25 protein-coding genes are annotated in these 24,443 nt (G+C 69.8%); 12 read left to right on the top strand and 13 right to left on the bottom strand.

All coding sequences use genetic code 11. The annotated features are described in order from the left end of the window. Nucleotides 1–18 precede the first annotated feature (18 nt). Nucleotides 19–546, top strand: coding sequence for a hypothetical protein (locus ACQP2O_RS38055; RefSeq protein WP_433173810.1), 528 nt, complete (start codon nt 19–21; stop codon nt 544–546). A 4-nt stretch (nt 547–550) separates the two neighbouring features. Here ACQP2O_RS38055 and msrB read toward each other — a convergent pair whose 3' ends face one another. Continuing rightward, the gene (gene msrB / locus ACQP2O_RS38050; RefSeq protein ID WP_433173808.1) at nt 551–952 is read right to left on the bottom strand and encodes a peptide-methionine (R)-S-oxide reductase MsrB; all 402 of its coding nucleotides are present in this window, start codon (nt 950–952) and stop codon (nt 551–553) included. Nucleotides 953–1,067: 115 nt separating this feature from the next. Between msrB and ligD the strand changes: the two genes are divergently transcribed. Together ligD and ACQP2O_RS38040 are read left to right on the top strand one after the other, a co-directional pair. Further along, nucleotides 1,068–2,117: a non-homologous end-joining DNA ligase gene (gene ligD / locus ACQP2O_RS38045; RefSeq protein ID WP_433173806.1), complete on the top strand. Its 1,050-nt coding sequence runs from the start codon at nt 1,068–1,070 to the stop codon at nt 2,115–2,117. A gap of 60 nt (nt 2,118–2,177) precedes the next feature. Beyond that, nucleotides 2,178–2,942, top strand: coding sequence for a hypothetical protein (locus ACQP2O_RS38040; protein WP_433173804.1), 765 nt, complete (start codon nt 2,178–2,180; stop codon nt 2,940–2,942). 84 nt (nt 2,943–3,026) lie between these two features. Here the strand turns inward: ACQP2O_RS38040 and ACQP2O_RS38035 are convergent, their stop codons facing one another. The 4 genes from ACQP2O_RS38035 to ACQP2O_RS38020 all read right to left on the bottom strand — a co-directional run bounded on the left by ACQP2O_RS38035 (nt 3,027) and on the right by ACQP2O_RS38020 (nt 7,622). Further along, nucleotides 3,027–4,103: a lipocalin-like domain-containing protein gene (locus ACQP2O_RS38035; protein WP_433173802.1), complete on the bottom strand. Its 1,077-nt coding sequence runs from the start codon at nt 4,101–4,103 to the stop codon at nt 3,027–3,029. A 185-nt stretch (nt 4,104–4,288) separates the two neighbouring features. Next, nucleotides 4,289–4,690 carry a VOC family protein gene (locus ACQP2O_RS38030; protein ID WP_433173800.1) on the bottom strand — a complete coding sequence of 134 codons (402 nt, stop codon included), beginning with the start codon at nt 4,688–4,690 and terminating at the stop codon, nt 4,289–4,291. A gap of 119 nt (nt 4,691–4,809) precedes the next feature. After that, a complete protein-coding gene (locus tag ACQP2O_RS38025) occupies nt 4,810–6,891 on the bottom strand; it encodes an MMPL family transporter (protein WP_433173798.1) in 2,082 nt (693 codons plus the stop codon). Between the two features lie 188 nt (nt 6,892–7,079). Continuing rightward, nucleotides 7,080–7,622: a hypothetical protein gene (locus tag ACQP2O_RS38020; RefSeq protein WP_433173796.1), complete on the bottom strand. Its 543-nt coding sequence runs from the start codon at nt 7,620–7,622 to the stop codon at nt 7,080–7,082. Nucleotides 7,623–7,799: 177 nt separating this feature from the next. Between ACQP2O_RS38020 and ACQP2O_RS38015 the strand changes: the two genes are divergently transcribed. Together ACQP2O_RS38015 and ACQP2O_RS38010 are read left to right on the top strand one after the other, a co-directional pair. Next, entirely contained in the window at nt 7,800–9,008 is a 1,209-nt protein-coding gene (locus ACQP2O_RS38015; RefSeq protein ID WP_433173794.1) for a sensor histidine kinase, read from the top strand. A gap of 99 nt (nt 9,009–9,107) precedes the next feature. After that, nucleotides 9,108–9,800 carry a response regulator gene (locus ACQP2O_RS38010; protein WP_433173792.1) on the top strand — a complete coding sequence of 231 codons (693 nt, stop codon included), beginning with the start codon at nt 9,108–9,110 and terminating at the stop codon, nt 9,798–9,800. Nucleotides 9,801–9,965: 165 nt separating this feature from the next. On the opposite strand, the gene ACQP2O_RS38005 is transcribed toward ACQP2O_RS38010, so the two are convergent. The 4 genes from ACQP2O_RS38005 to ACQP2O_RS37990 all read right to left on the bottom strand — a co-directional run bounded on the left by ACQP2O_RS38005 (nt 9,966) and on the right by ACQP2O_RS37990 (nt 14,348). Next, nucleotides 9,966–11,402 (bottom strand): aldehyde dehydrogenase family protein, encoded by a 1,437-nt coding sequence (locus tag ACQP2O_RS38005; RefSeq protein ID WP_433173790.1) that lies wholly within the window; start codon nt 11,400–11,402, stop codon nt 9,966–9,968. Nucleotides 11,403–11,496: 94 nt separating this feature from the next. Then, on the bottom strand, nt 11,497–12,387 hold the full coding sequence (locus ACQP2O_RS38000; RefSeq protein ID WP_433173788.1) for an alpha/beta fold hydrolase: 891 nt from the start codon (nt 12,385–12,387) through the stop codon (nt 11,497–11,499). A gap of 117 nt (nt 12,388–12,504) precedes the next feature. Beyond that, nucleotides 12,505–13,566, bottom strand: a complete 1,062-nt coding sequence (locus ACQP2O_RS37995) for an ATP-dependent DNA ligase (protein WP_433173786.1) — start codon at nt 13,564–13,566, stop codon at nt 12,505–12,507. Nucleotides 13,567–13,637: 71 nt separating this feature from the next. Further along, nucleotides 13,638–14,348, bottom strand: coding sequence for a pyrimidine reductase family protein (locus tag ACQP2O_RS37990; protein WP_433173784.1), 711 nt, complete (start codon nt 14,346–14,348; stop codon nt 13,638–13,640). 106 nt (nt 14,349–14,454) lie between these two features. Between ACQP2O_RS37990 and ACQP2O_RS37985 the strand changes: the two genes are divergently transcribed. Further along, nucleotides 14,455–14,865, top strand: coding sequence for a hypothetical protein (locus ACQP2O_RS37985; protein ID WP_433173782.1), 411 nt, complete (start codon nt 14,455–14,457; stop codon nt 14,863–14,865). A 27-nt stretch (nt 14,866–14,892) separates the two neighbouring features. On the opposite strand, the gene glgX is transcribed toward ACQP2O_RS37985, so the two are convergent. Then, on the bottom strand, nt 14,893–17,001 hold the full coding sequence (glgX, locus tag ACQP2O_RS37980; protein ID WP_433173780.1) for a glycogen debranching protein GlgX: 2,109 nt from the start codon (nt 16,999–17,001) through the stop codon (nt 14,893–14,895). A 291-nt stretch (nt 17,002–17,292) separates the two neighbouring features. Then, a complete protein-coding gene (locus tag ACQP2O_RS37975) occupies nt 17,293–17,919 on the bottom strand; it encodes a TetR/AcrR family transcriptional regulator (RefSeq protein ID WP_433173778.1) in 627 nt (208 codons plus the stop codon). Nucleotides 17,920–18,003: 84 nt separating this feature from the next. On the opposite strand from ACQP2O_RS37975, the gene ACQP2O_RS37970 reads away from it, so the two are divergent. Next, complete coding sequence (locus tag ACQP2O_RS37970; RefSeq protein ID WP_433173776.1) at nt 18,004–18,741, top strand: SDR family NAD(P)-dependent oxidoreductase; 738 nt, start codon at nt 18,004–18,006, stop codon at nt 18,739–18,741. A 66-nt stretch (nt 18,742–18,807) separates the two neighbouring features. Here ACQP2O_RS37970 and ACQP2O_RS37965 read toward each other — a convergent pair whose 3' ends face one another. Then, nucleotides 18,808–19,458 (bottom strand): NAD(P)-dependent oxidoreductase, encoded by a 651-nt coding sequence (locus tag ACQP2O_RS37965; RefSeq protein ID WP_433173774.1) that lies wholly within the window; start codon nt 19,456–19,458, stop codon nt 18,808–18,810. Between the two features lie 100 nt (nt 19,459–19,558). Between ACQP2O_RS37965 and ACQP2O_RS37960 the strand changes: the two genes are divergently transcribed. Beyond that, nucleotides 19,559–19,933 carry a winged helix-turn-helix transcriptional regulator gene (locus tag ACQP2O_RS37960; RefSeq protein WP_433173772.1) on the top strand — a complete coding sequence of 125 codons (375 nt, stop codon included), beginning with the start codon at nt 19,559–19,561 and terminating at the stop codon, nt 19,931–19,933. On the opposite strand, the gene ACQP2O_RS37955 is transcribed toward ACQP2O_RS37960, so the two are convergent. After that, nucleotides 19,918–21,231, bottom strand: a complete 1,314-nt coding sequence (locus ACQP2O_RS37955) for an MFS transporter (protein ID WP_433173770.1) — start codon at nt 21,229–21,231, stop codon at nt 19,918–19,920. The genes ACQP2O_RS37960 and ACQP2O_RS37955 overlap by 16 nt on opposite strands. A gap of 128 nt (nt 21,232–21,359) precedes the next feature. On the opposite strand from ACQP2O_RS37955, the gene ACQP2O_RS37950 reads away from it, so the two are divergent. The 4 genes from ACQP2O_RS37950 (at nt 21,360) to ACQP2O_RS37935 (ending at nt 24,442) form a co-directional block, all read left to right on the top strand. Continuing rightward, nucleotides 21,360–21,437, top strand: a complete 78-nt coding sequence (locus tag ACQP2O_RS37950) for a putative leader peptide (protein ID WP_360890854.1) — start codon at nt 21,360–21,362, stop codon at nt 21,435–21,437. 148 nt (nt 21,438–21,585) lie between these two features. Then, complete coding sequence (locus tag ACQP2O_RS37945; RefSeq protein WP_433173768.1) at nt 21,586–22,602, top strand: ABC transporter substrate-binding protein; 1,017 nt, start codon at nt 21,586–21,588, stop codon at nt 22,600–22,602. A 29-nt stretch (nt 22,603–22,631) separates the two neighbouring features. After that, nucleotides 22,632–23,528, top strand: coding sequence for an ABC transporter ATP-binding protein (locus tag ACQP2O_RS37940; protein ID WP_433173766.1), 897 nt, complete (start codon nt 22,632–22,634; stop codon nt 23,526–23,528). Then, on the top strand, nt 23,525–24,442 hold the full coding sequence (locus ACQP2O_RS37935; RefSeq protein ID WP_433173764.1) for an ABC transporter permease: 918 nt from the start codon (nt 23,525–23,527) through the stop codon (nt 24,440–24,442). The genes ACQP2O_RS37940 and ACQP2O_RS37935 overlap by 4 nt, the downstream gene beginning before the upstream one ends. Nucleotide 24,443 lies beyond the last annotated feature (1 nt).

The raw sequence follows: 24,443 nt of genomic DNA, 5'->3' as shown, positions 1-24,443 counted from the left end.
CGTCGCAGAGGCAGACACGTGCGGCCGCCCGCCGACACGCCCGGCATGATCGCCCGGCTCGTGCCGGGCGCGGCCGCCCGTCCGGTGTGCGTGGCCCTCGGCGGGGCGGCCGGTTTCGTGCTGGTCCTCGTCGTCGTGCTCACGCCGGGCTCCCCGCCCCGGCGGCCAGGCCGGCCGGCGGTCGAGGTGGGCCGTCCACGGCCGGCCACGGCCACCCCCAGCGCGACGCCGACCGCGCCGGCGGCCCGTGACGACGCCCGGGACGAGGCCGCGCTGGCGTACTACCGGGCGAAGGGCGGCGCGGTCGCCGCGCACGTGCGGCAGGTCATCTGGACCGCGCCCATCCTCCGCGTCTACACCGACCTGCCCGCCTCCGACGCGAACGCGCCGGCGGCCACCGCCCTGTGCCGGATCGCGGCGTCCTACCTCGAGAGCCGGGACCGGGCGCCGGTCGTGTTCGTCCACGCCCGGCAGAGCGACGGATATCCCGTCCTCGCCAACAAGATGGACTCCGGCGACGACTGCCGCCTGGGCAGCGTCCCCTGACCGGTCATTCGGCGGGTTCGAGGTTCAGCGAGACGCTGTTGATGCAGTACCGCTGGTCGGTCGGGGTCGGGTAGCCCTCACCCTCGAAGACGTGTCCCAGGTGGGAGTCGCAGCGAGCGCAGCGGACCTCGATCCGCACCATGCCGTGGGAGGTGTCGCGCAGCAGCGTGACCGCGTCGGACTCGGTCGGCTGGTAGAAGCTCGGCCAGCCGCAGTGCGAGTCGAACTTCGTGTCCGAGCGGAAGAGCTCCGCGCCGCACGCGCGACAGCGGTACACGCCCTCCGTCTTGGTGGAGACGTACTCCCCGGACCAGGGTGCCTCGGTGCCAGCCTCCCGCAGGACGTGGAACTCCTCGGGCGACAGCTGGACCTTCCACTCTTCGTCGCTCTTGCGAATGACTGTCATACCCTGCATAACCTGGGGCCCCGGGCGGCCATTCCGGGCCCGCCGCCGTCTTGAGAGGCGTGGAGCTTCGCACGTCGCCGGGTGGTCTGTCAGCGGGCGGTTGTACCGTGCCGGTATGGCATCGCCTTTCGTGGAGATCCAGGTCGGAGACCGCGTCGTCAAGGTCACCAATCCGGACAAGGTGTACTTTCCGGCTCGCGGGCACACCAAGCTGGATCTGGTCAACTACTACCTGTCCGTCGGCGACGGCATCCTGCGCGCGCTGCGCGACCGGCCGACCACGCTGGAGCGCTGGCCGGGCGGGGTGTTCGAGGGGGCGAAGATCGCCACTCGCGCCGACAACCGGGGTGACGCGTTCTACCAGAAGCGCGTCCCGAAGAACGCCCCGGAGTGGATCGAGACGGCGCGGATCGCCTTCCCGAGCGGGCGCTACGCCGACGAGATCTGCCCCACCGAGTTCGCGAGCGTGGCCTGGTGCGCCAACCTCGGCACCGTCACCTTCCACCCCTGGCCGGTGCGCCGCGACGACGTCGACCATCCCGACGAGCTGCGGATCGACATCGACCCGCAGCCCGGCACCGACTTCGCCGACGCGAAGAAGACCGCGCTGGAGGCCGTCCGCGACATCCTCGGCGAGCTCGGCTTCGTCGGCTTCCCGAAGACCTCCGGCGGCCGTGGCGTCCACATCTACGTGCGCATCGAGCCGCAGTGGACCTTCACCGAGGTGCGTCGCTGCGCGCTCGCCTTCGGCCGTGAGATCGAGCGCCGGATGCCCGACCTCGTCACCACGAACTGGTGGAAGGAGGAGCGCGGCGAGAAGGTCTTCATCGACTTCAACCAGAACGCCCGCGACCGCACCATCGCCTCCGCCTACAGCGTCCGCCCGAAGCCGTACGCCCCGGTCTCGGCCCCGCTCACCTGGGAAGAGCTGCCCGACGTGGAGCCCGAGGACTTCACGATCGCGACGATGCCGGAGCGCTTCGCCAAGCTCGGCGACCTCCACGCGGCAATCGACGATCAGGCGTTCTCCCTCGAGACGCTGCTGGAGTGGGCCGACCGCGACGAGCGCGATCACGGCCTCGGCGACATGCCATATCCGCCCAACTATCCGAAGATGGAGGGCGAGCCGAAGCGCGTCCAGCCCAGCAAGGCCCGCAAGGACTGACCGCCCGTAGCGGTAGGGTGCGTCCCGTTCGCGCACTCCGCGCGGCTACGGGAGGAATGCATGGAATCGTGGCCGCCCACCGAGCGGGGCGACCCGTCGGCCAACGGCTGGGCGAGCCCGGATTCGGCGCCGCCGTCCGCGCCGCATACCGGGCCGCCGCCCGCGCCGGTTCCGCCCTTTCCGGCGGCCCCGCCACCGTGGCCGGGCCAGGTGCCGTGGCAGGGGATGCCCCCGGGGCCGCCACGACGCTCCCGGATCTGGCCGTGGCTCGTCGCCGGCGGGGCGGTCGTCCTCGCGGTGGCGGTCGGCGCCGTCGTCCTGGTCGCCCGGTCGTCGGGGATCCTCGAGTTGGGAGCGCGCGGTACGCACGCCGAACGACTTCCCGACCCGTGCCGGATCTACGACGACCTGCGGGGCCGGGCCCTCCTCGGCGAGTTCGGCACCAAGGGCACCAAGCGCGTGCCGATGGGCGGCTACCACTGGTCGCTGTGCGCGTACGGCACGGCCATGTTCCCGCCGAAGGACACCTTCCAGGTGCAGCTCAACCTCTACCTCTATGGCGGGCGGACCGAGTCGGCCAGTGCGGCGGTGAGCGGCCTCCACCGCGCCGACATGGGCTGCCTCAAGTACCAGGGCGCGACGGCCGGGGACAGATGGCAGGAGGCGTGCGAGGGGATCTCCAAGGGCTGGGTGCTGTTCGCCGCCCGCAGGGGCAACGTCATCACGATGATCAACTGCTCGGCCCCCGAGGTCGGCGACAACGTACGGGCCGCGATGCGGCGCGCGGCCGACATGGCGCTGAACAAGATCTCCTGGGAGTCGTGACCGGCCGCGCTCACGCCTGACCAGCCCCAATCCCGGTCACCACGCCCCCGACGACCAGACACCGCATGGGCAACTGTTGAAGCGCTATCGCCAGTTGCCGTTCTGTTCGACGTATGCCTGCCCGATGATTGATTTGCCCCGGTAGCGTCCGGTGACGCTGCTCGCGCCTTCGTAGACGCCACCGAATGCCCCCTGGAGTTCCTGTCCCCGCGGCTGGGCGACGACGGTGAGGCCGGCATCCAGCGCGGGAATGTTCACGGACCAACGGGTGCCGTACCGCTTCCCTGTGGTCGGGCTGGTCCAGAAGCCGGAGGTGCCATCGGCGAGCGGCTTCACCGCGACAATCTCGTGAGTTCCGTCCCGACGGAGCACGGTCGCGTAGGGAAACTCACTCCCCTCAGCGAACAGGTCCCAGAGGTTGACCCGGTCGCCGTTGGACAGTTGCAGGGCCATCCAGGTCCATTTCTTCATGGTGCTCCAGTCCCAGGTACCCCACTGGCGGTCCAACCACGACTCGCCGGTCACCGGGTAGGTGTGGTCGTTCACCTTAAGCGTTCCCTGTGTCGCCAGGCTGGGCAGGGAATAGTAGTAGCTCGTGCCGCCGAGGAAGGGCATCAGCCCGGTTCCGTTGTTGTACAGTGCGGGTCCCCGCGCGCTGAGGGTCAGATCGATCTCGCCGACCGGCAGTTCGGCGTGCAGGCGCATCGCATCCATCGGCCCGGACAGCGTTGCCGATGGCGTGCGTACGTCGAGCCCGGTGGTGGAAAAACCAGCCTGGTCAGGCGAGTAACTCTTGGTCTCCGTGTAGAACGTGGCGGTCGTCTTATCGGTGATCGCGAACATGACCTGCGGTGCCTTACCGCTGCCGATGGTGACCTCGTAGCCGAACCGATGGCCATGGGAGTTGACGTGGCCGACCACGTACCACCATTCCTGGGCTGCGTTCGGATGCGCCGCCTGATCGGCCGGCAGATGTACGAACGTCGGGAAGGCGGGTGCCGCCGTGGCCGCCGCCACCCTGCCCGTGCCCGCTGGGCCGGAGCCGGTCTTGGCGGTCGCTGGGACCGCGGACGACGCCGCGACGGCCAGCACCGCACCGAACACCAAGATTGCCACGGTTGATCGACGTTTTTGTTTTTGCATGTCTTCCTCATCCCTCACTGGCGGGAGCCTGCCGGAATCCCGCATGGTCCGGATGTCGCCTGAACAGGCCGGTACCGCTCGCTTGCCGGAACCGTGATGCGGACCGGGCCCGTGGTCACGCGAACACCTCGCTCCAGGGATCGGCCGCCGTTGTGCACACAGACGAACAGCACGGACGGGACGGCGGTCGGAGCGCTCGTGAGTCAGCGTGTGGGTGCCGCGGGCCGGTCGGCGGGTTGGAATAGTTCGATCAGGTTGCCGGCGGGGTCGGCGAGCAGGATCTGGCGTCCGCCGGGGCCGGTGATCATGTCGCTGCGGAACGGCAGGCCCACGGTGCGCAGCCGGGCGATCTCGGCGTCCAGATCGTCGACGGTCAGGTGGATGCGGTTGTGGCCTGCGACGGCGTTCTCGGCGGGCGTGGCGCGGGCACCGGAACTCGCGGGTCCGGACAGCAGCAGTCGCAGCGGCCCGCGTACGACGTCGGCGAAAGCGGGTGCGGCGCTGGTATTGAGAGTGAAGCCGAGGTGGGTGGTGTAGAAGTCGATGCCTGCCTGGACGTCGTCGACGAGGTAGCGGACGCTGGCGTACTGGTCGGGTGCGGTCATGGGTGAGCCTCCGGTGTCTGGGTGAGGACGGGCAACAGGTAGCTGATACGGGTGTCCATGTCCGCCGCCGCGCACCTGAATGCGGCATGGCCGGACTGCTCGACGAGGCCGACCATGAGTCAGACTTTGGCCTCTTCCCTTTCCCCGACCCCCGCCTGTGCGGTCAAGGTCGTCTTTGGCGCCCGGCGGCCGGGCATCCACCAGTTGATCTTGCCGAACAGTTCCATCACCGCGGGGACGAGCAGCATTCGGACGATGGTGGCGTCGATGAGCACGGCGACGGCCATGCCCAGGCCGACCTGCTTGATCGAGACGTCGGGGCCGAGCAGAGAGGTCGTGAAAACGGCGATCATGATGGCGGCCGCAGCCGTGATGATCTTGGCGGTCCGTGCCAGCCCGTGGGTGACGGCGGTCCGGGTGTCGCCGGTGTGCTCGTACTCCTCACGGACCCGCGAGATCAGGAAGACCTCGTAGTCCATGGACAGGCCGAACAGGACCGGGAACATCATCATCGGTACCCAGGTCGTGATCGGCATGGCGGTGGGGAAACCGAGGGCCGAGCCGAACCATCCCCACTGCACGATCGCGACCAGCACGCCGTAGGCGGCGCCGATCGACAGCAGGTTCATCACGGCGGCCTGCAGCGCGATCGTGACCGATCGGACCAGCGCGATCAGCAGCACCAGGGACATCGCGATGACGACCGCGATCATCAGGGGCAGGCGCGAACCGGTCTCCTGGGAATAGTCGATCGCGGCGGCGTTCGGGCCGCCGATGTAGACCTTGTCGCCGGCGGGTGCCTTGGGCAGCACGTCGTCGCGGAGCTTGTGCACCAGGTGCGTGGTCGCCTCGTCCTGGAATCCGGTCTTGGGGAAGGCGGTGAAGGTGGCGGCCATTCCGTCCTTGCTGACCTGGGGCGGCGTGACGTAGGCGATGCCCTGGGTCGCGCTGACCGCCTCGACGACGGGGCGCAGCTCATCCTTGGAGCCGGCCTCGGTGGCGAAGATCAGGGGTGCGCCGTAGCCGGGGCCAAAGCCCTCGGAGAGGATCTTGTGCGAGGTGTAACTGCTCCTGCCGTGGGGCTGCACGCTGGCGTCGGGCAGGCTGAGGCGCATCGACAGCACGGGAGCGGCCAGCACCAGCAGGCCCGCGCCGGCCAGTACCGCAGCGACCAATGGCCTGCGCTGGATCATGCCGGCCCAGCGCTCGGCGGGGGTACGGCGCGTTGGGGCCGGGCCACCAATGGACGCGCGCCGGCGGGACGTACGGCGAGGCAGCCGCAGCGAGTTGATCTTGTGGCCGATGAAGCCCAGGAACGCCGGCAGCAGGGTCACTGCGGCGATCATGGTCACCAGCACGGTCGCCGACGCGCCGATGGCCACCCCGGTCATCAGCCTCTGTCCCATGGTGATCAGACCCAGCAGGGCGATCACGACGGTCGTGCCGGCGAACAGCACCGCGTGACCCGCGGTGGTGATGGCCTTGACGGTGGCGCTCTCGGGATCGTCGCCGTCCTGGAGGCTGTCCTTGTAGCGGGTCACGATGAACAGGGCGTAGTCGATGCCGACACCGAGCCCGATCAGTGCCGCGAAGACCACGGTGAAGTCCGGCGCGGGAGCGAGATACCCCGACAGCTTGGTCAGGGCGATGCCGCCGAGGATCGCCATCAGTGCGGTCACGATCGGCAGGCCCATCGCCACCAGTGACCCGAAGGCGATGAACAAGATCACCGCTGCCGCGAGGACGCCCACGCTATCGCCCGGACCCTGCCTGGGTGTCTCGGCCTTTTCCGCCTGCTCCCCGCCCAGCCCCAGCGTCACGCCGTCTCCGGAGGACTGCTTGACCGTGTCCACCAGGGGCTTGACCTTGGTCTTCTTCGCCTCCTTGTCGGTCAGCGGGATAGTCGTACGGGCGATACGGCGATCCTTGGTCACCAGGTTCTTGTCCTGGTACGGCGAGGTCACCGGTCCAGTAACGGGTGAGGCGGCCAGATCGGCGATGACCTTCTCGATCCTCAGCCGGGCGGCGGGGTCGTCGATGCCCTTGTCCGCCTTGATCGCGAGAGTGAGCGTGTCCCCCTGCTGCTCAGGGAAGTGCTTCTCGATCAGTGCCTGCGCCTTGGCGGACCCGGAGTTTCCGCCGGAGAAGTCGTTGTCGGGGGCGGCGCCGTAGCCGAAGCCGACGAACGCAACGGCGATCATGCCGACGATCCAGGCCAGCAGCACTAGGCGGCGGCGCCGATAACAGAATCGGGCTAGTCCCGCCAAAGCTCCATCCGTGTGGGGAGCCTCGGTTGTCATCATCTACTCCTCAAGTCGTTTGAGCGTTGGGTGGTCGTGCTGCTGTCGGCTGCGAAGCCGTGAGCGGTCTACGCCTACGTCGACGCCCGCTACGACGCCTGCGGGCGGGGTCTCGCGGTCCCGTGCTGCCGGAAGCGGCGCAGGCGGAATGACGCCCGGTCGGCGGCGGTGGTGACGACGACCGAGCGGAACCGCCCCGGCACCTCGGCCGCCCAGAAGGCCCCCGCGATCGTGATCGCGGGGACGCGGCGCATCGAATTCCCGGAGCGGAACTCCACGAGCACGTCGCCACCGCGCGGTAGCTGCCCCCAGGCCACCGACCACCGCCGTCCCCGTACGGCGCCGCGGACGAGGGCCGCGCCGAGACCGTCGGCGACGGCTACGTCGATCAGCCCGTCGCCGGTGTGCACTTCCAGGGCCACGCGGTCCTGGCTGCCCCGGCCGACGCGCAGTTCCCAGCCACTCTCCGGTAGTAGCGTCGCCGCAGGCGCAGTGAACCTCGTGGAATCGCCCGGTGCTTCCACCGCCGGGATGCCTCTACCGATTCGCCTGGCCGCCGACCCGCCTTCGGTCTGGCGTCGTGTCCTTGCCCGCTTCGCCACCATCGGTTCTTCCTCGCTGGTGCTCGTCACGAACTGATCGTGGCGGCAGGTGCAGGCAGTTCGCGTCGGCTGGTGGTCGTGTTTCGTGGCTCACTCCGCCGGAGTAGGTCATCCCTGTGCGGTAGACCGGCACGCCGAGAGGGGTAGGTCAGAGCACCGCTGACGGCGGATGCGCATGACCAGCGGATACCGCCAGAATGTCGCGCGATGCAGACGCCAAAGATGCTCAGCACCGTGCGCCAGGCCGCACCGAGCCGCACCGATGCCGTCGTCGGGCTCGGCGTGGCGCTGTTGGTTCTGGTGCTGGCCGGCAGCCGGACCGGCGCGAGACTCCCGTGGATCGACAACCCTCGCCCACTCGACGCCGTGGCGGTCGGGCTCGTCGGGGTTGTGGCCGGCGCCCTGGCGCTGCGCCGCCGCTACCCGAGATCGGTGCTGGTCGTCCTCAGCGCGGTCGCCCTGGCCTGGTCTGCCGGCCACTATCCCAGCCCTCTGATCGCGCTGACCCCGCTGATCGCCTGCTACACCCTCGCGGCTCTACGCGGGTGGCGGTGGGGGCTGGCCGGCGTGGGGGTGACCGCGCTCACCGCGCTGGTGGCGATCCACGTGGCCTTCGGCGCCGCCGCGCCGGCCGGGATCAAGGGCAACGCCGTGTGGATGGCCGTCACCGCCGGCGCCGCCGGCACGGCGGTCGGATATAACCGGGCACTGCTGGTGGCCACCCGCGCTCAGCTTGCCCGTGAGGCCCAGACCCGCGAGGAGCAGTCCCGCCGCCGCGTGGTCGAGGAACGGCTGCGCATCGCCCGCGAACTGCACGACGTCCTCGGCCACACCATGGCCAGCATCAGCGTTCAGGCCGGTGTCGGCATCCACCTCATCGCCACGCGACCCACTCAGGCGGTGGAGGCGCTGAGCACGATCAAGCACATCAGCGACCAGGGGTTGACCGACGTCAAGACCATCCTGGGCATCCTGCGCGCCGACGGCGACGAGCCCGACCAGCCCCGGGCACCCCGCGGCGGTCTCGACCAGCTCGACACATTGCTGGACTCGGTTCGGGCGGCCGGCGTCCAGCCCAAGCTGAACATCCACCGCAGCGCCCGGCCGTTGCCCGCAGCCGTTGATCTTGCCGCCTACCGGATCATCCAGGAGGCGCTGACCAACGTCGTGCGCCACGCCCGCGCCCGCACCGTCCGGCTTGACCTGCGCTACGAACCCGCGCAGCTGGTCATCCAGATCCGCGACGACGGGTCGGCCGTCGACCCCGGTCACCGCGACACCAACGGTAAGGATGGGCACGGCATGAGTGGCATGCGAGAACGGGCCGTGGCGCTGTCCGGGCAGTTCACCGCCGGCCCGCACCCCGACGGCGGCTTCCAGGTGCGGTGTGTGATACCCACCCCAGACCAGGCATGATGACGACATGCGCCCGCCAATGACCGGCCAACCGGAACCATGCGTGACCAGGACGAGCGGACACCGACGACCACCGACAGCACCGGGTGCTGGTCAGGCATGACCGAGCCGATCCGGGTCCTTATCGCCGACGACGAGATGTTGGTCCGTGCCGGGTTCCGGGTCCTCATCGACGCCGAGCCGCAGATGATCGTGGTGGGCGAGGCAGCCGACGGTGCCGCAGCGGTTGACCTGGCCCGACAGACCAACCCCGACGTCGTCCTCATGGACATCCGCATGCCAGGTGTCGACGGGCTGGACGCCACCCGCCAGATCGCCGAGGCTCCCGACCTCGCGGGCGTGCACGTGCTGATCCTCACGACGTTCGATCACGACGAATACGTCATCGAGGGGCTGGACGCCGGCGCCAGCGGGTTTCTGATCAAAAACACCGATCCCGGCCAACTGCTGCAGGGCATCCGGGTGGTCGCAGGTGGCGAAGCACTCCTATCGCCCGGCCTGACCCGTCGGCTGATCGCGCGGCTTGTCGACCACGCCTCCACCCGCCAGGTCAACCCTGGAGCGCTGGCCCAGCTCACCGGGCGGGAGCGAGAGGTCGCCGGGCTGGCGGCGCATGGCATGAGCAATGGCGAGATCGCCGTGTCCCTGTCCATCAGCCAGGCCACCGCCAAAACCCACATCAGCCGGGCAATGGCCAAACTCGGCGCCCGAGACCGCGCACAGCTGGTCGCGCTGGCCTACCAACACCGCCTGGTCAACCCGCCTGACCCGACGTCACCGAATGCTCCGTAATCGCTGACGTCGCGCCTGTCGAGAAAGTCATCCGCGCAGCAACTGAAACCGATACACCACGACGTCGAGACGGTTCACGAGCCACGCGAATGCGTTGGCCGCCCGGCTCGATACCTCGAGCGCTTGAGCGCCGCGACCCCTGCGAGTGCTGAAGAACAGCTGAGCTCAGGTCTCGATGAGGCAGCTCTTCTCGCGCGTGTTGGCCAGCACGGAGTCGTGGCCGTAACCGCTGTCCTTGAGGCCCTCGAACGGTAGGCCCGGCGGCATCTTCCGGAAGGTGTTCACCCAGACCGTGCCGGCCTCGACGTCCCGGCACATGTGGTGCGCGCGGCCCAGGTCACGTGTCCACACGCCCGCCGCGAGGCCGTACGCCGAGTCGTTGGCGATCGCGACGGCCTCCTCCTCGGTGTCGAACGGCAGCGCCACGGCGACCGGGCCGAAGATCTCCTCCTGGCAGACGCGCAGCCCGTTGTCCTCGGTCGTGAACAGTGTCGGCTCGACCCAGTAGCCGCCCGCGTACGCCTCGTCGACGATCTCGGCGCCCGAGCGCCCGCCGAACACCAGCTTCGCCCCCTCCTTGGCACCGATCTCCAAGTAGCCCGTGACGCGCTGGAACTGTTCCGCGGAGACGATTGGGCCCATCGTCGTCTCCTCCGACAGCGGGTCGCCGAGGCGGACACCCCGGGCGATGGCGGTCATCCGGTCGATCATCTCGTCGAAGATCGGCCGCTGGATGAGGATCCGTGACCCGGCCACGCACACCTGGCCGGCGTTGGCGGTGAAGACGCTCTGGGTGGTCACGCCGAGGGCCGCGCGGTCCAGGTCGGCGTCGGCGAACACGATGTTGGGGGACTTGCCGCCGAGCTCGAAGGCGAGGGGTTTGAGGGCGTCCGTGCTGGCCCGAGTGATCAGCTTGGCCGTCTCGGTGGAGCCGGTGAGGCTGATCCGGTTCACGCCGGGATGGCGTACGAGGGCGTCGCCGACCTCCTCGCCCAGCCCGGAGACGATGTTGAGCACGCCGGGCGGGAACACCTCGCGTAGCAACTCGCCCAGCCGCAGCGTCGACGCGGTCGCCTGTTCGGCGGGCTTGATGACGACGGTGTTGCCGGCGGCCAGCGCGAACGCGGCCTTCGCCGAGAACGTGGAGATGGGGGAGTTCCACGGGATGATCCCGAGGACCACGCCGTAGGGGATCCGGCGGGTGAAGCCCATGCTGCCCGGCCCGAGGATGACGGTCTTGCCCTCGACGGCGGTCGCGCACTCGGCGGCGGCCAGCTGCCACAGGTACGTCATGCCGGGCACGTCGCGTTTGGAAGTCTCGGTGATGATGCGGCCGTTGTCGCGGGTCTCGAGCTCGGCCAGCTCCCGCGCGTTGGCGGCGAAGACGCCGGCGACCTTGCGGAGGACGTGCGCCCGGCCGGCGGCCGGCATCGCCGACCAGGCGGGGAACGCCGCACGGGCGGCGGCCACCGCGGCGTCCGCGTCATCGGCCGCGCTGCGCGGGATCCTCGCCCACACCGTCCCGGTCGCGGGGTCGACCGAGTCGAGCATGCGATCGGTCCCGCGCAGCTCGCCGCCGATCAGGTTCGAGAATTCCCGCATCGTGATCCCTTCTCCGCACACCACCGGCCGCGCATGACCGCCGATCCAAACCTAGCCAAGCGTACGCTTGGTTGGGGTTTCGGAGAAGTGGTCGTCATCGCCGGGCGGCGACGCCCGATACGCGGTCGAGGAAACCGGCGACGAGCGGGGCGATCTCCGGCAGGTGGGTCTCGAGGGCGAAGTGCCCGGTGTCGAAGAGGTGCAGCTCGGCGTCGGGCACGTCGCGCAGGTAGGCGCGGGCGCCGGGCTCGGGAAAGAACGGGTCGCCGACGCCCCAGGTGATCAGCGTCGGGGGAGTGCGCTTGCGCAGCCACGCCTGCCAGCGGTCGTAGCGCTCGACGTTGGAGTGGTAGTCGAACGCCAGCGCCACCTGTGCGTCCTTGCGGCCCGGCAGGTCGAGGAAGTGCTGGTCGAGGGTCCAGCCGTCCGGGGCGAGCGGTTCGGGGTCGGCGACGCCGGTCTCGTACTGGCCGCGGGTGCCGGGCAGGGTCAGCAGGCCGCGGACGGTGTCCTCCGCGCCGGGCGTGCCGGGCCGCAGGGCGATGAAGTCGCGGGCGACGTCCGACAGGCCCTCGGTGTAGGCGTTGCCGTTCTGGACGATCAGGCCGGCGATCCACTCGGGGTGCCGCTCGGCGAGGCGGAACCCGACCGGCGCGCCGAAGTCAAAGACGTACATGACGAATCGGGACAGGCCGAGCCGCTGGACGAACCCCTCGGCGACGTCGGCGAGCCGGTCGAAGGAGTAGGTGAAGTCCTCGGGTGCCTCGGTGTGCCCGAACCCGGGGTAGTCGGGGGCGATGAGCCGGTAGTCGGCGCCGAGCGCGTCGATCAGGCGGCGGTACTGGTGTGAGGCCGACGGGAAGCCGTGCAACAGCAGCAGCGCGGGCGCGTCGGGCCGGTCGGGCAGCGACTCGCGGTAGAAGACGCGGACGCCGTCGACGTCGATCCGGCGGTGGGCGATACGGGCGACCGGGAGCAGCGGCATGACTAATGCCCTTCATCATGGATGATGCATTAGTTATAGCGATCATCTTGCTAATGCGTCAATAGCGACAAGATGCATTAGTCGACGCCGCGCGTGCCCGCCGGGCGTACTGGCGGGTCAGCCGCCGAGGATGTCGTCCAGGTCGTACGCCACCGGGACCTCGAGCTGGTCGTAGCCGCACGACTCCGGCGTGCGGTCCGGCCGCCAGCGCCGGAACCGCGCCGTGTGACGGAATCGGCGGCCCTCCATCTGGTCGTAGGCGACCTCACAGACGAGCTCCGGCCGCAGGGCCACCCACGACAGGTCCTTCTTGCCGGTCCACCGGCTGATCGCGCCCGGCATGCGGTCGGCCGTCGCCTCGGTCTGCTCGGCCCATCCGGCCCACGGGTGCCCCGCGAGGTCCGCGACCCGGTAGGGCTCCAGCTCCTTCACCAACTCCTCACGGCGTTTCATCGGGAACGACGCGGAGACGCCGACGTGCTGGAGCCGGTCCCCGTCGTACAGGCCGAGCAGCAGCGAGCCCACGATCGGGCCGGACTTGTGCCAGCGGAAGCCCGCGACGACACAGTCGGCGGTGCGGTCGTGCTTGACCTTGAACATCGCCCGCCGGTCCGGCTCGTACGGCCCGGTCAGGGGCTTGGCGACCACGCCGTCCAGCCCCGCGCCCTCGAACTCCTCGAACCAGCGCAGGCCCTCGTCGTACGCGTCCGTGGCGGGCGTGACGTGCACCGGCGCCTTCGCACCGCCCAGCGCCTCGGTGAGCCGGCCGCGCCGGTCGCCGAACGGGGTCTCCATCAGCGAATCGTCGCCGAGCGCGAGCAGGTCGAAGGCGACGAAGCTCGCCGGCGTCTCCTCGGAGAGCAGCTTGATCCGCGAGGCGGCCGGGTGGATCCGCTGCTGCAGCGCCTCGAAGTCGAGGACGTGCCCCTTCCGCAGGACGATCTCCCCGTCGAGGACGCACCGCTCCGGCAGCTCACGCCGGAAGCCCTCGACCAGCTCCGGGAAGTAACGATCGAGTGGCTTGCCGTTACGGCCGTAGATCGCGACCTCGTCGCCGTCCCGGAACACGACCGCCCGGAACCCGTCCCACTTCGGCTCGTAGAGCAGATCCCCCCGCGGCAACTCCTTGACGGCCTTGGCCAGCATCGGTGCCAGCGGCGGGCTCACAGGAAGCTCCATGACCTGACCCCCTCAGTGGGAAGACGATCCCCCCGTTATAGACCACGCCTACGACAGCCGCCCCACCGCTCCTACCTTCGGGTATAGCGAAGGAACAGGAAGTCCTCCTCCTCCAGGACGTGCCCGAGGCGCAGCGGCGTCGACGCCGGACCCGGGCCGTTGATGATCCGGGCCGCGTCGCCCGCCGTGATCTGCGGGCTGACGGTGAGGCACAGCTCGTCGAGCCGCCCCGCCGCGACGAACTGGGCGAGCAGCCGCGGACCGCCCTCGGTCAGCTGGCGGGTGAGGCCCCGCTCGGCCAGGGCGTCCAGCGCGGCGGCGACGTCGACGGTCTCCTCGCCGGCGACGATCACCTCGGCGTGCTTCTCACAGCCGCGGCGCCGGTCGTCCGGAACCGACGCGCAGGTGATGACGATCGTGGGGCTGAGCGCCTCGGTGAAGAGCGGGGCGTCGAAGTCGAGTTCGAGCGAGCGCGACACGACGGCCAGCGGCGGCGCCGGTGCGCGGCCCGTACGGATGTCTCCCCACCAGTCGCGGGGCTGGACGGCGCCGTAGCCCTCGCCGCGGACGGTCCCGGCGCCCACGACGACGACGTCGGCCAGCCCGCGCAGCAGGGACAGCAGCCGCCGGTCGGCCGCACTGCCCAGACCGCCCGACTTGCCCTCGAACGTCGCCGCGCCGTCCGCGCTGGCCACCATGTTGCCCCGGAGCCACGGCGTGGTCTCCGGATAGGCGTACGCCTCCGTGAGCTCGGCGAGATCGGATGGCTCTAGTCGTCGCATGTCACCAAGGGTGGCACAGCGGCCGGTTCGTGACGTGATCGCGCTATTGACGCAGCGTCGTTTAAGCGAGACTTGTTGTGGGACGACGGTTAAGAGGGGTGAAGGCTTGGGGATCGCCGCATTGGTGATGTGGATACTGGCCGCTGTCGCAGGCACCTACCTCCTGATCATCTGGCTCGCCAACGGCGGCCTGCGGCAGCAGGCCACCAAGATCACCCGCTTTCCCGCCGTCCTGGTCCTCGGCCATCCCGCACTCGCCGTCGTGGCACTGGCGACGTGGGTGGAGTTCCTGTTCACCGCCCAGACCGTCTACGCGTGGAGCGCCTTCGGCGCGCTCGCGGTCGTGGCGATGCTCGGCTTCACCCTGCTGACCCGGTGGCTCACCGGACGCGGCGGCAGGCACGCGCGCGGCGCGGAGCAGAACTTTCCCCTGATCGCCGTGCTCGCCCACGGCTCGGTCGCCATCACGACGTTCGTGCTGGTGCTGCTCACCGCCATCAGGGTCAGCCGCGGCTGACGGCCTCCGGCACCGGCCGGACCGGTCTCAGCCCGGGACGATCCGGCGCAGCACCACCAGAGCCCGGTCGGTGACCTCGAGCCGGTCGTTGGCCTTGACGGGTCCGCGCTCGGCCGGTTTCGGCAGCGCGGTGTCGAGCACGACCTCCCACCGCTCGCCGAAGCGCTCATCGGGAACGCGGAAAACGATGCCGTCGGAGTGCGCGTTCAGCAGCAGGAGGAACGAGTCGTCCCGGACCCGGCGTCCGCGTGGGTCCGGCTCGGTGATCGCCTCCCCGTTCAGGTACACCGCGACCGCCTTGGCGTATCCGATGTTCCAGTCCGCGTCGGTCATCTCCGCCCCCGCGGGCGTGAGCCAGCCGATGTCGCGCTGCCCGTCGAGCTCGCCGCCGTGGGTGCGCCCCTGGAAGAACCGCCGCCGCCGGAACACCGGATGCTCGCTGCGCAGCCGCGACACCGTGCGAACGAAGTCGACGAGGTCCTCGTCGCCGTCCCAGGAGACCCAGGCGAGCTCGTTGTCCTGGCAGTAGGCGTTGTTGTTGCCGTGCTGCGTGCGGTTCAGCTCGTCGCCGTGCGACAGCATGGGCACGCCCTGGGACAGGAACAGCGTGGCGATGAAGTTGCGCCGCTGCCGGACGCGCAGCGCCTTGATCGCCGGATCGTCCGTCTCGCCCTCGGTGCCGTAGTTCCAGGAGCGGTTGTCGTCGGTGCCGTCGCGGTTGTTCTCGCCGTTCGCCTCGTTGTGCTTGTGGTCGTACGAGACGAGGTCGTTCAGCGTGAACCCGTCGTGGCAGGTGACGAAGTTGATGGAGGCGAGCGGGCGCCGTCCGTCGTCGGCGTACAGGTCGCTGGAGCCGGTGATGCGTGAGGCGAACTCCTGCAGCGCCGGCTCGCCGCGCCAGAAGTCGCGGACCGAGTCGCGGTACTTGCCGTTCCACTCCGTCCACAGCGGCGGGAAGTTGCCGACCTGGTAGCCGCCCTCGCCGACGTCCCACGGCTCGGCGATCAGCTTCACCTGGGACACGATCGGGTCCTGCTGGACCAGGTCGAAGAACGCCGACAGCCGGTCCACGTCGTGGAACTCCCGCGCCAGCGCCGACGCCAGGTCGAATCGGAACCCGTCGACGTGCATCTCGGTGATCCAGTACCGCAGCGAATCCATGATCAGCTGGAGGGCGTGCGGGTGCCGGCCGTTGAGGCTGTTGCCGCAGCCGGTGTAGTCCAGGTTGTACCGCTTGTCGCTGTCGCGGAGCCGGTAGTAGGCCGCGTTGTCGATCCCGCGGAAGCTGAGCGTGGGCCCCAGGTGGTCGCCCTCGGCGGTGTGGTTGTAGACCACGTCGAGGATCACCTCGATGCCCGCCTCGTGCAGGGTCCGCACCATCGCCTTGAACTCCTGCACCTGCTCACCGAGCTGCCCCGACGAGGAGTAGGCGTTGTGCGGGGCGAGGAACCCGATCGTGTTGTAGCCCCAGTAGTTCGTCAGACCGCGCGCCACCAGCGCGTGCTCGGAGACGAACTGATGGACCGGCATCAGCTCGATCGCCGTGACGCCCAGCCCGAGAAGGTGCTCGATCATGGCCGGGTGGGCCAGCCCGGCGTACGTGCCGCGCTGGCTCTCCGGGATGTCCGGATGCCGTTCGGTGAGGCCCTTGACGTGCGCCTCGTAGATCACCGTCTCGTGGTACGGCGTCCGCGGCGCGCGATCGTCGCCCCAGTCGAAGAACGGATTGATCACCACGTTCTTCGGCATGTACGGGGCGCTGTCCTCGCCGTTGAGCTCCGCCGGGGCGGCGAACCGGTAGGAGAAGAGGGACTCGTGCCACCGCACGTCGCCCTCGACGGCCTTGCCGTACGGGTCCAGCAGCAGCTTGGCGGGGTTGCACCGGTGGCCGTCCGCCGGCTCGTACGGTCCATGGACCCGATAGCCGTACCGCTGGCCGGGACCGACCCCCGGAAGGTAGCCGTGCCAGACGAAGCCGTCCACCTCGGGCAGGGGGTAGCGCGTCTCGGCGCCGTCCTCGTCGAACAGGCACAGCTCGACCCGCTGTGCCACCTCCGAGAACAGCGCGAAGTTCGTGCCGGCACCGTCCCAGGTGGCACCCAGCGGGTAGGGGGTACCCGGCCAGACCTCCTGCATCGTTCTCCTCGGTGTCCACGGACAAGACTCATCGATTGTTGCCGTACCTCGGCGGATACGCGAATGGCGCGGCCGGGAACGGCCGAGCGACGGTACCGTCCGACCGTCGTGGAGCACCAACCCTTTCCGGCACTCGTCGTTCTCTCGGCGTTCGTCAGGCATGCACTCTATGTGCAGCTGCGAACGCTCAGGGGCAGGACGCCGAAACCGCGCCCCGGCGCGTCCCCGCACCAGGACCCGGCACCGCTGGACGGTTCCAAGACCGGCGGATCCGCAGGCGGGTCGGGTGCGTCACTCCAGGCGGACCACGCCGGCGAGCAGGGCGATCAGTGAGCCGCCCAGGTCCGCGAGGCCGACGCCGAGCCGGCTCGCCATGGCGTCACAGGCCGGGAAACCGGTGACGGCTCCGATGGCGGCGACGGCGTGATCCTCGTCGAACGCCGGGTGGAGCCGGTCCGCCCTGGCCAGGCGGTGCACGAAGCCGGAGATCTGGTCGTAGCGCCACCGTTCCCGGTCGTCGATCAGCCGCTGCGCCTCCGGCGCGACGGCGGACAGGCTCACGAGCCGGCGCAACAGGTCCGGATCGGTGTCCCAGAACCGGCAGAACTCGCGGACCATCGCCCGGAACGCCGCAACGGGGTCGGCGAGCGCGGCGGCGTCGCCGACCGCGGTGACGAGCTGGGCACGTTGGGCGAGGTCCTCGGCGATGGCGTCCAGGAGTCCCAGCTTGGACCCGAACCGGCGGTAGATCGTGACGCGGGTGACTTCGGCGGCCGCGGCGACGTCTTCCAGGCTGAGCCGGTGATAGCCCTGCTCGACGAGGAGCCGGCGTCCGGCGGCGAGGAGGTTGCGACGGGTCCGCTCGACGCCCGCCGCGCGTAGGCCCGCGCTGGGCGGACGGAGGTGGGACTCTGGCACACCGCGATGATACAGCCCGTATATCGTGATACGAATTGTATCTTGAGATACACGCCGTATCATTTCCGGAGGAGGGGAGATGTCATGGGCATGGCCGAAGTGGCCCTGGTCACAGGCGCGAACAAGGGGCTGGGGAAGGAGACCGCGCGGCGGCTCGCGCACCTCGGGATGACCGTCTACCTCGGAGGTCGTGACCCCGATCGTGGCGCCGCCGCTGCTCGTGACCTGGCGGACGACGGCGCGGCGGTGACGCCGGTCCCCCTGGACGTCACCGACCCGTCCGACGTACGGGCCGTCGCCGACCGGCTGCGACGCGACCACGGGCGGCTCGACGTCCTGGTCAACAACGCCGGCGCGACAGCCGACACGCCCGCGGTGAGCGTGACGGCCACGCGGATGCGGGAGGTCTTCGAGGTCAACGTCTTTGCGGCGGTCGGCGTCATCCATGCCACGCTGCCGCTGCTCCGAGCAGCCGACGCGCCTCGCGTCGTGAACGTCTCCAGCACGACCGCGTCACTCGCCCTGACCGGTGACGGCACGGACTTCGGCGGCGACGCCGGCCGGCGGCTCGCGTACAGCACGTCGAAGACGGCCTTGAACATGCTGACGCTCCAGTACGCGCGGGCGTTCGCGGCGGACCCCGCGCTGGCGCACATCCGGATCAACGCGGTCACTCCCGGCTACACGGCGACGGACATGACCGGCCACCAGGGCACGCGCACCGTCGCGGAGGGCGTCCGTGTCATCGTCGAGTTCGCCACGCTCTCCGCCGACGGCCCGACCGGCGGCTTCTTCAACGACCAGGGACCCGTGCCGTGGTGACCGCCGTACGGCGCGGCCGGTCGCCTCGCCGGGCGACCGGCCGCGTTCGGGCGGGAATACGAGGGATCAGACGGCGGCGGCGGTGAAGCGCGCGCCGATGTACCGCGGGTTCTCGATCTCGTCCACCAGGGCGGCGGCGTAGTCCTCGTAGGAGATGCGGCTGTCCCCGGCCGCGTCGGTGACCAGCCGGTCGGCGTCGGTCCGGTAGCCGCCGGTACGGGTGCCGGGGCCGATCTCCGCGGCGGGGCTGAAGTAGGTCCACTTCACGTCGGACACGGTGCGGTAGTAGGCCAGTGCCTCGCCCTGCGCGGTGGCGTCCGGCCGGTACGCCTCGGGGAAGTCCGGAAGGTCGAGGAGCCGTTTGCCGGGCGCGATCTCCAGGCTGCCCGCGCCGCCGACCACGATGAGGCGCGGCGCCTCGTCGCCCAGGCCGCGCAGGGCCTCGACGTACGTCTCGGCGGCCCGCTGGTAGACCCCCGCGTCCTTTCCGGCGCCGCCGAGCGCGCTCACGACGACGTCGTGGCCGCGGACGGTCTCGGTGATCGTCTTGGGGTCGAAGACGTCGGTGACCGCCGCCACCTCGAGCGCCTCCGGGCGGTCGCCGAGTTTGGCCGGGTCGCGGACGACGGCCGTGACCTCGTGGCCGCGATTCAGGGCCTCCCGCACGATGCTGCCGCCGATGTTCCCCGTCGCGCCGACTACTGCGATCTTCGCCATGGTCTCTCCCTGATCGATTCGGTCTCGCTGCCTCCAACGGGCCTGGTGGGAGGATGATTTCCATCGGATATCAGTGTCTTTGAAGACCTATAGTGTCCTTATGGATACCAAGGTGGTCGCGGTCAAGGGAGATCTGGACGACCCGGACTGCCCCACGCGGCAGGTGATCGACCGGATCGGCGACAAGTGGAGCGTCCTGGTCATCCTGCACCTGGCGCAGGGCGGTATGCGGTTCACCGAGTTGCGCGGCCGCGTGCGCGGAGTGACCCCGAAGGTCCTCACACGCACGCTTCGCGCCCTCGAACGCGACGGCCTGGTCAGCCGCCGGGTCTACGCGGAGGTGCCGCCCCGCGTCGAGTACGCGCTGACCGACCTCGGCCGAAGCCTGATCGGCCCGCTGGACGTCCTCCGCACGTGGGCGGAGGAGCACATCACGGCCATCGCCCGCTCCCGCGAGCGCTACGACGCCGCCTGACCGGGTTCGGCCACGGGGGCCTGGACCGGACTCCCGGCATCCGGTGGTGCGGTCGGGGCGCTGCCGAACTCCACGCCGTGCGCCTCACGCCCGAACGCGGTCAGCAGGATCACCGCCAGGAGCGTCGGCGCCACCACGACCCCGAACGCGAACGAGTAGCCGTGAGAGTCGGCCAGGCGTTCCTGGAGCGGAAGGTTGATGGCGGCGAGCAGGTTGCCGAGCTGGTAGGTCACGCCGGGGTAGAAGCCGCGGATGGCGTCGGGTGACATCTCGGTGAGGTGGGCGGGGATGACGCCCCAGGCGCCCTGGACGAAGAACTGCATGAGGAACGCGCTGATCGCCAGCATCGCGGTGCTCTTGGAGTAGGCGAAGAGCGGCACGACGAGCAGAGCCAACAGCGCCGCGCCGACGATGGCCCGGCGTCGCCCGAATCGCTGGGAGAGCGTGCCGACCAGGACGCCGCCGAGGATGGCGCCGATGTTGTAGATCACCGCGATGCCGACCGCGTAGTGCGGGGAGTGGTGCAGCCCCTTCTTCAAGAAGGTGGGGTAGACGTCCTGCGTGCCGTGGGACATGAAGTTGAACGCCGTCATCAGCAGCACGAGGTAGAAGAACCGGATCAGTACCTTCCGGTCGAAGAAGACCTTGCGCAGCGGTGTGCGCGTCATCTGCAGCCGGGCGTTGGTGCGCTCCCAGACCTCCGACTCTCCCACGCGGTAGCGCACGTACAGCGCGATGAGCGCGGGCACCGCCCCGAAGACGAACAGGCCGCGCCAGCCGAACAACGGGGTGATCGCGAAGTAGGCGAGCGCCGCCACGAGGTAGCCCGCGGAATAACCGACCTGGAGGAAGCCGGAGTAGAAGCCGCGCTTCTCCGCGGGGAGCTTCTCCATCGCCAGGGAGACGCCCAGGCCCCACTCGCCGCCCATGCCGATGCCGTACAGGAAGCGCAGGATGAGCAGCATCGTCAGCGAGGTCGAGAACCCGGAGATCAGCTCGATGACCGAGTAGAAGATGACGTCGGCCATGAGGGGGAGCCGCCGGCCGACCTTGTCCGCCCACAGCCCGAACAGGTACGCGCCGAGCGGCCGGGCGATCAGGGTCAGCGTCGTCGCGACGGTGACCTTCTCCGCCGACGTGCCGAAGTCCTTGGCGACCTCGGTGATGACGAAGACGAGAAGGAAGTAGTCGAACGCGTCCATCATCCAGCCGAGGAACGCGGCGAGGAACGCGTTCCGCTGGTCGCGGTCGAGGCCACCGGCCTGATCACGGATGTCGCCGAGCAGGGGTATGCCCATCTGTCGTCCTTTGTCCGATCCGTTGATCTCCCCCGGCCCGGTCTTTACCCACAGATGAAGGAATCGATTCCCGATTAAGTTGGTAGGGAAGGTTGACTTGCCTGGTATCGGCGTGTTTGCATCTGTTCATGCGCGTCCGGCCCGCTCTCACCCGCCGGCGGCACGTCGACCTGGTCCGTGTCGCCGCCGCCCGCTGTCGCGGCTGACGATCTCCCTTCGGCAGACTCCCTCTCCCTCCGCGGCCCCCCGTCCGACGCGGCCGCGTTCCACCTCGCGATCGTCCGCGAACACCTCTCCCGCGCGAACGGCCCGTCCTCGAGCGCGGCACCGCCCCGTACAGGAGCGCACTTCCTCATGCCCAGAAGATCCCTATCGGCCGCCCTGACCCTGACCCTGGCCGCCACCGGCTGCGCGGCGCACGCGAGCTCGGACTCGTCGACGCTCAAGATCGGATATTTCCAGGGGGCCGTCGCCGGTCCCGAGGCCGTCGTCGCCGCCGATCCCGGCCTCGCCTCCCACGTCAAAGCCAAGCTCGAACTACGCCCGATCGACAGCGGCGTCGCCGGCATGGCCCAGCTTCGCGCCGATGCCTTCCCCGTCGTCTCGGGCGTCGGCAATCCGCCGTTCGTGGGCGCCTTCTCCTCCGGCACCGACGTCGAGGTGGTGTTCGCCGAGAGCATCGACGAGTCCGGGCTCGTGGTGAGCGACGCCATCAAGTCCAATGGCGACCTCAAAAAGATCGGTGTGCTGGTCGGCTCCACCCTCGACTTCCAACTGCGCGGCTGGCTGAAGTCCCAGAGCCTCACCGACAAGGTCCAGATCGCGAGCTTCGCCAGCGAGGCCGCCGAGGCCGCCGCCTGGAAGGCCCACAAGATCGACGCGGTCTACATCAGCCAGTCCTTCCTGATCGAGCTGAAGAAGCACGGCGGCCGCGTGCTCACGACCGCGTCGGACATCGCCAAGCTGGGGTACGCCGCCGTCAACCTGCTCGCCGTCGGCACGCCGTACGCCAGGAGCAACCGCCCGGTGGTCCAGCAACTGGTCTGCCAGATCTCCAAGGCCCAGACGCTGGCGAAGGGGGACCAGGCCGCGAAGTACGTCCGCCCGGCGGCGCGGTTCCTCGGTGTCCGGCCCGACGACGCCGTCGAGGCCACGAAGACCTATCCCTACATTCCCGCCGGTGAGGAGACCGGATGGCTCAAGGGGGCGGACGGAAAGGCGTCCTCCGGCCGGCTCGCCGCGAACTTCCAGCGCACCGCGGAGTTCCTCGTCACCCAGGGCCGTGCCAAGACCGTTCCGTCCCTCGACACGATCGCCGCGCACATCGACCCGAGCTTCTGGGATAAGGCGCAGTCGGGAGGCTGCTCATGAACCGTCCCGACGTAAGCGACCGTCCCGGCGTGAGCGACCGTCCCGATGTGGGCGACGGGCCCGATGTGGGCGATCAGCACGGCGTGCGCGACCGTCCCGGAGTCGCGTCCCCGGAGGGCGCCGAGGGGCGGGAGCCGAGCACGGTCGTCGAAGAACGGCGGGACACCGAGCGGCCGGCCGCCGTACGGCTCCGCGACGTGGGCAAGACGTTCCGCCGACGGCACCGGCAGACCCGGGCGCTCGAGGGTGTGAGCCTGGACATCGAGGCCGGGGAGTTCCTGTGCCTGCTGGGCCCGTCCGGATGCGGCAAGTCGACGCTGCTCGGCATCCTGGCCGGCTTCACGTCCGCCGACTCCGGTCAGGTGCTGGTCGACGGCCGGCCGGTCGAGGGCCCCGGCCCCGACCGCGGGGTGCTGTTCCAGACGCCGACGCTGTTCCCCTGGCTGACCACGCGGCAGAACGTCCTGTACGGCCCGCGGGCCAGAGGCACGCTCACGCCGGAGGCCCGGGCGGAGGCCGACGCGCTGCTGGACACCGTCGGGCTGACGGACTTCCGCGACGCCTATCCGCACGAACTGTCGGGCGGCATGCGGCACCGGGCGGCGTTCGCCCGCGTGCTGATCAACCATCCGAGCGTCCTGCTCATGGACGAACCGTTCGGGGCGCTGGACGCCATCACCCGCGCCGGGATGCAGCGGTTCCTGCTCGAACTCTGGCAGCGGCGGCGCATGACGATCGTGTTCGTCACCCACGACGTCGAGGAGGCGACGCTGCTGAGCGACCGGGTCGCGGTGCTGTCCGGGCGGCCCGGCCGGACGAAGGCGATCGTCGACATCCCGCTGCCGCGGCCTCGCGCCTACGAGGACACCGAGACGCTCGAATTCGTCACCGCCAAGCGGCGCATCAGGGAGGTACTGGAGCAATGACCGGCGAACCCGTGGACACCCTCGCCGCGAACCGTCCGGACGGGACCGAGGCGCCTCTGCCGCCGAAGGCTCCCGGGGAGGAACAGCCCGGCGCGTCGGAGGCTGCCGGCCCGGCGGTCACGCAGGCGAAGCGGAGGCGGCGGTCGCCGCGTCGGGTGCTGTACGGCGCGGCGGGCCTGCTGCTGGCGCTCGCCGTCTGGCAGGTCGCGGCGGTCGTCATCGGCGATCCGGTGACATTGCCGACGCTCTCCCAGACCGTCCGCGAACTCGTGCACTACCTCACCCATCCGTACCCGGAGGTGCAGGGCAAGACCCTCGTCCAGGACGCCCTGATCAGTACGGGCCGGATCCTGGCCGGCTTCGGGCTGGGCACGGCCGTGGGACTCGTGCTGGGCGCGGCGATGGCGGGCGTCCGCGTGATCCGCGAGCTGGCCGACCCGATCCTCACCGTCGTACGGCCGCTGCCGCCCATCGCGTTCATCCCGCTGCTCGTCGTCTGGTTCGGCATCGGTGAGACGTCGAAGGTGGCGCTGCTGTTCTTCGGCGTGCTGCCGGTCATCACGATCGCCACGCTCGGCGCGCTCGACGCCGTGCCGGTCGAACTGCTGCACGCGAGCCGGAGCCTGGGCGCGTCCTCCTTCTACACGATGGTGCACGTGCGGCTCCGCGCCGCCGTCCCGGGCGTGATCACCGGCATGCGGATCGCGATGGGCGGCGCCTGGACGAGCATCATCGCCGCGGAGATGATCGCCGCCACCGGGGGAGTCGGCTTCCTGATCCTCCAGGCCGGCAACTATCTCCAGACCCCGTTGATCTTCAGCGGGATCATCGTCATCGCCGTGCTCGGCTTCGCGTTCGACGGCCTGCTCCGCCTCCTGCTGCGGGCCGCCGACCCTACCGTCCGTCGCTCCTGAG

Origin of the sequence: Actinoallomurus sp. CA-150999, assembly GCF_050942425.1 — a bacterium.
Classification (GTDB): Bacteria; Actinomycetota; Actinomycetes; order Streptosporangiales; family Streptosporangiaceae; genus Actinoallomurus.
The sequence above is the reverse complement of the archived record's forward strand: the minus strand, read 5'-3'. Positions and strand labels throughout refer to the sequence as shown.

Bases quoted from the DNA above. Each gene is read 5' to 3' on its own strand.
- msrB (WP_433173808.1), bottom strand. From the start codon at position 952: ATGACAGTCATTCGCAAGAGCGACGAAGAGTGGAAGGTCCAGCTGTCG.
- ligD (WP_433173806.1), top strand. From the start codon at position 1,068: ATGGCATCGCCTTTCGTGGAGATCCAGGTCGGAGACCGCGTCGTCAAG.
- ACQP2O_RS38040 (WP_433173804.1), top strand. From the start codon at position 2,178: ATGGAATCGTGGCCGCCCACCGAGCGGGGCGACCCGTCGGCCAACGGC.
- ACQP2O_RS38030 (WP_433173800.1), bottom strand. From the start codon at position 4,690: ATGACCGCACCCGACCAGTACGCCAGCGTCCGCTACCTCGTCGACGAC.
- ACQP2O_RS38025 (WP_433173798.1), bottom strand. From the start codon at position 6,891: ATGATCGCCGTTGCGTTCGTCGGCTTCGGCTACGGCGCCGCCCCCGAC.
- ACQP2O_RS38015 (WP_433173794.1), top strand. From the start codon at position 7,800: ATGCAGACGCCAAAGATGCTCAGCACCGTGCGCCAGGCCGCACCGAGC.
- ACQP2O_RS38010 (WP_433173792.1), top strand. From the start codon at position 9,108: ATGACCGAGCCGATCCGGGTCCTTATCGCCGACGACGAGATGTTGGTC.
- ACQP2O_RS38005 (WP_433173790.1), bottom strand. From the start codon at position 11,402: ATGCGGGAATTCTCGAACCTGATCGGCGGCGAGCTGCGCGGGACCGAT.
- ACQP2O_RS38000 (WP_433173788.1), bottom strand. From the start codon at position 12,387: ATGCCGCTGCTCCCGGTCGCCCGTATCGCCCACCGCCGGATCGACGTC.
- ACQP2O_RS37995 (WP_433173786.1), bottom strand. From the start codon at position 13,566: ATGGAGCTTCCTGTGAGCCCGCCGCTGGCACCGATGCTGGCCAAGGCC.
- ACQP2O_RS37990 (WP_433173784.1), bottom strand. From the start codon at position 14,348: ATGCGACGACTAGAGCCATCCGATCTCGCCGAGCTCACGGAGGCGTAC.
- glgX (WP_433173780.1), bottom strand. From the start codon at position 17,001: ATGCAGGAGGTCTGGCCGGGTACCCCCTACCCGCTGGGTGCCACCTGG.
- ACQP2O_RS37970 (WP_433173776.1), top strand. From the start codon at position 18,004: ATGGGCATGGCCGAAGTGGCCCTGGTCACAGGCGCGAACAAGGGGCTG.
- ACQP2O_RS37965 (WP_433173774.1), bottom strand. From the start codon at position 19,458: ATGGCGAAGATCGCAGTAGTCGGCGCGACGGGGAACATCGGCGGCAGC.
- ACQP2O_RS37960 (WP_433173772.1), top strand. From the start codon at position 19,559: ATGGATACCAAGGTGGTCGCGGTCAAGGGAGATCTGGACGACCCGGAC.
- ACQP2O_RS37955 (WP_433173770.1), bottom strand. From the start codon at position 21,231: ATGGGCATACCCCTGCTCGGCGACATCCGTGATCAGGCCGGTGGCCTC.
- ACQP2O_RS37950 (WP_360890854.1), top strand. From the start codon at position 21,360: ATGCGCGTCCGGCCCGCTCTCACCCGCCGGCGGCACGTCGACCTGGTC.
- ACQP2O_RS37945 (WP_433173768.1), top strand. From the start codon at position 21,586: ATGCCCAGAAGATCCCTATCGGCCGCCCTGACCCTGACCCTGGCCGCC.
- ACQP2O_RS37935 (WP_433173764.1), top strand. From the start codon at position 23,525: ATGACCGGCGAACCCGTGGACACCCTCGCCGCGAACCGTCCGGACGGG.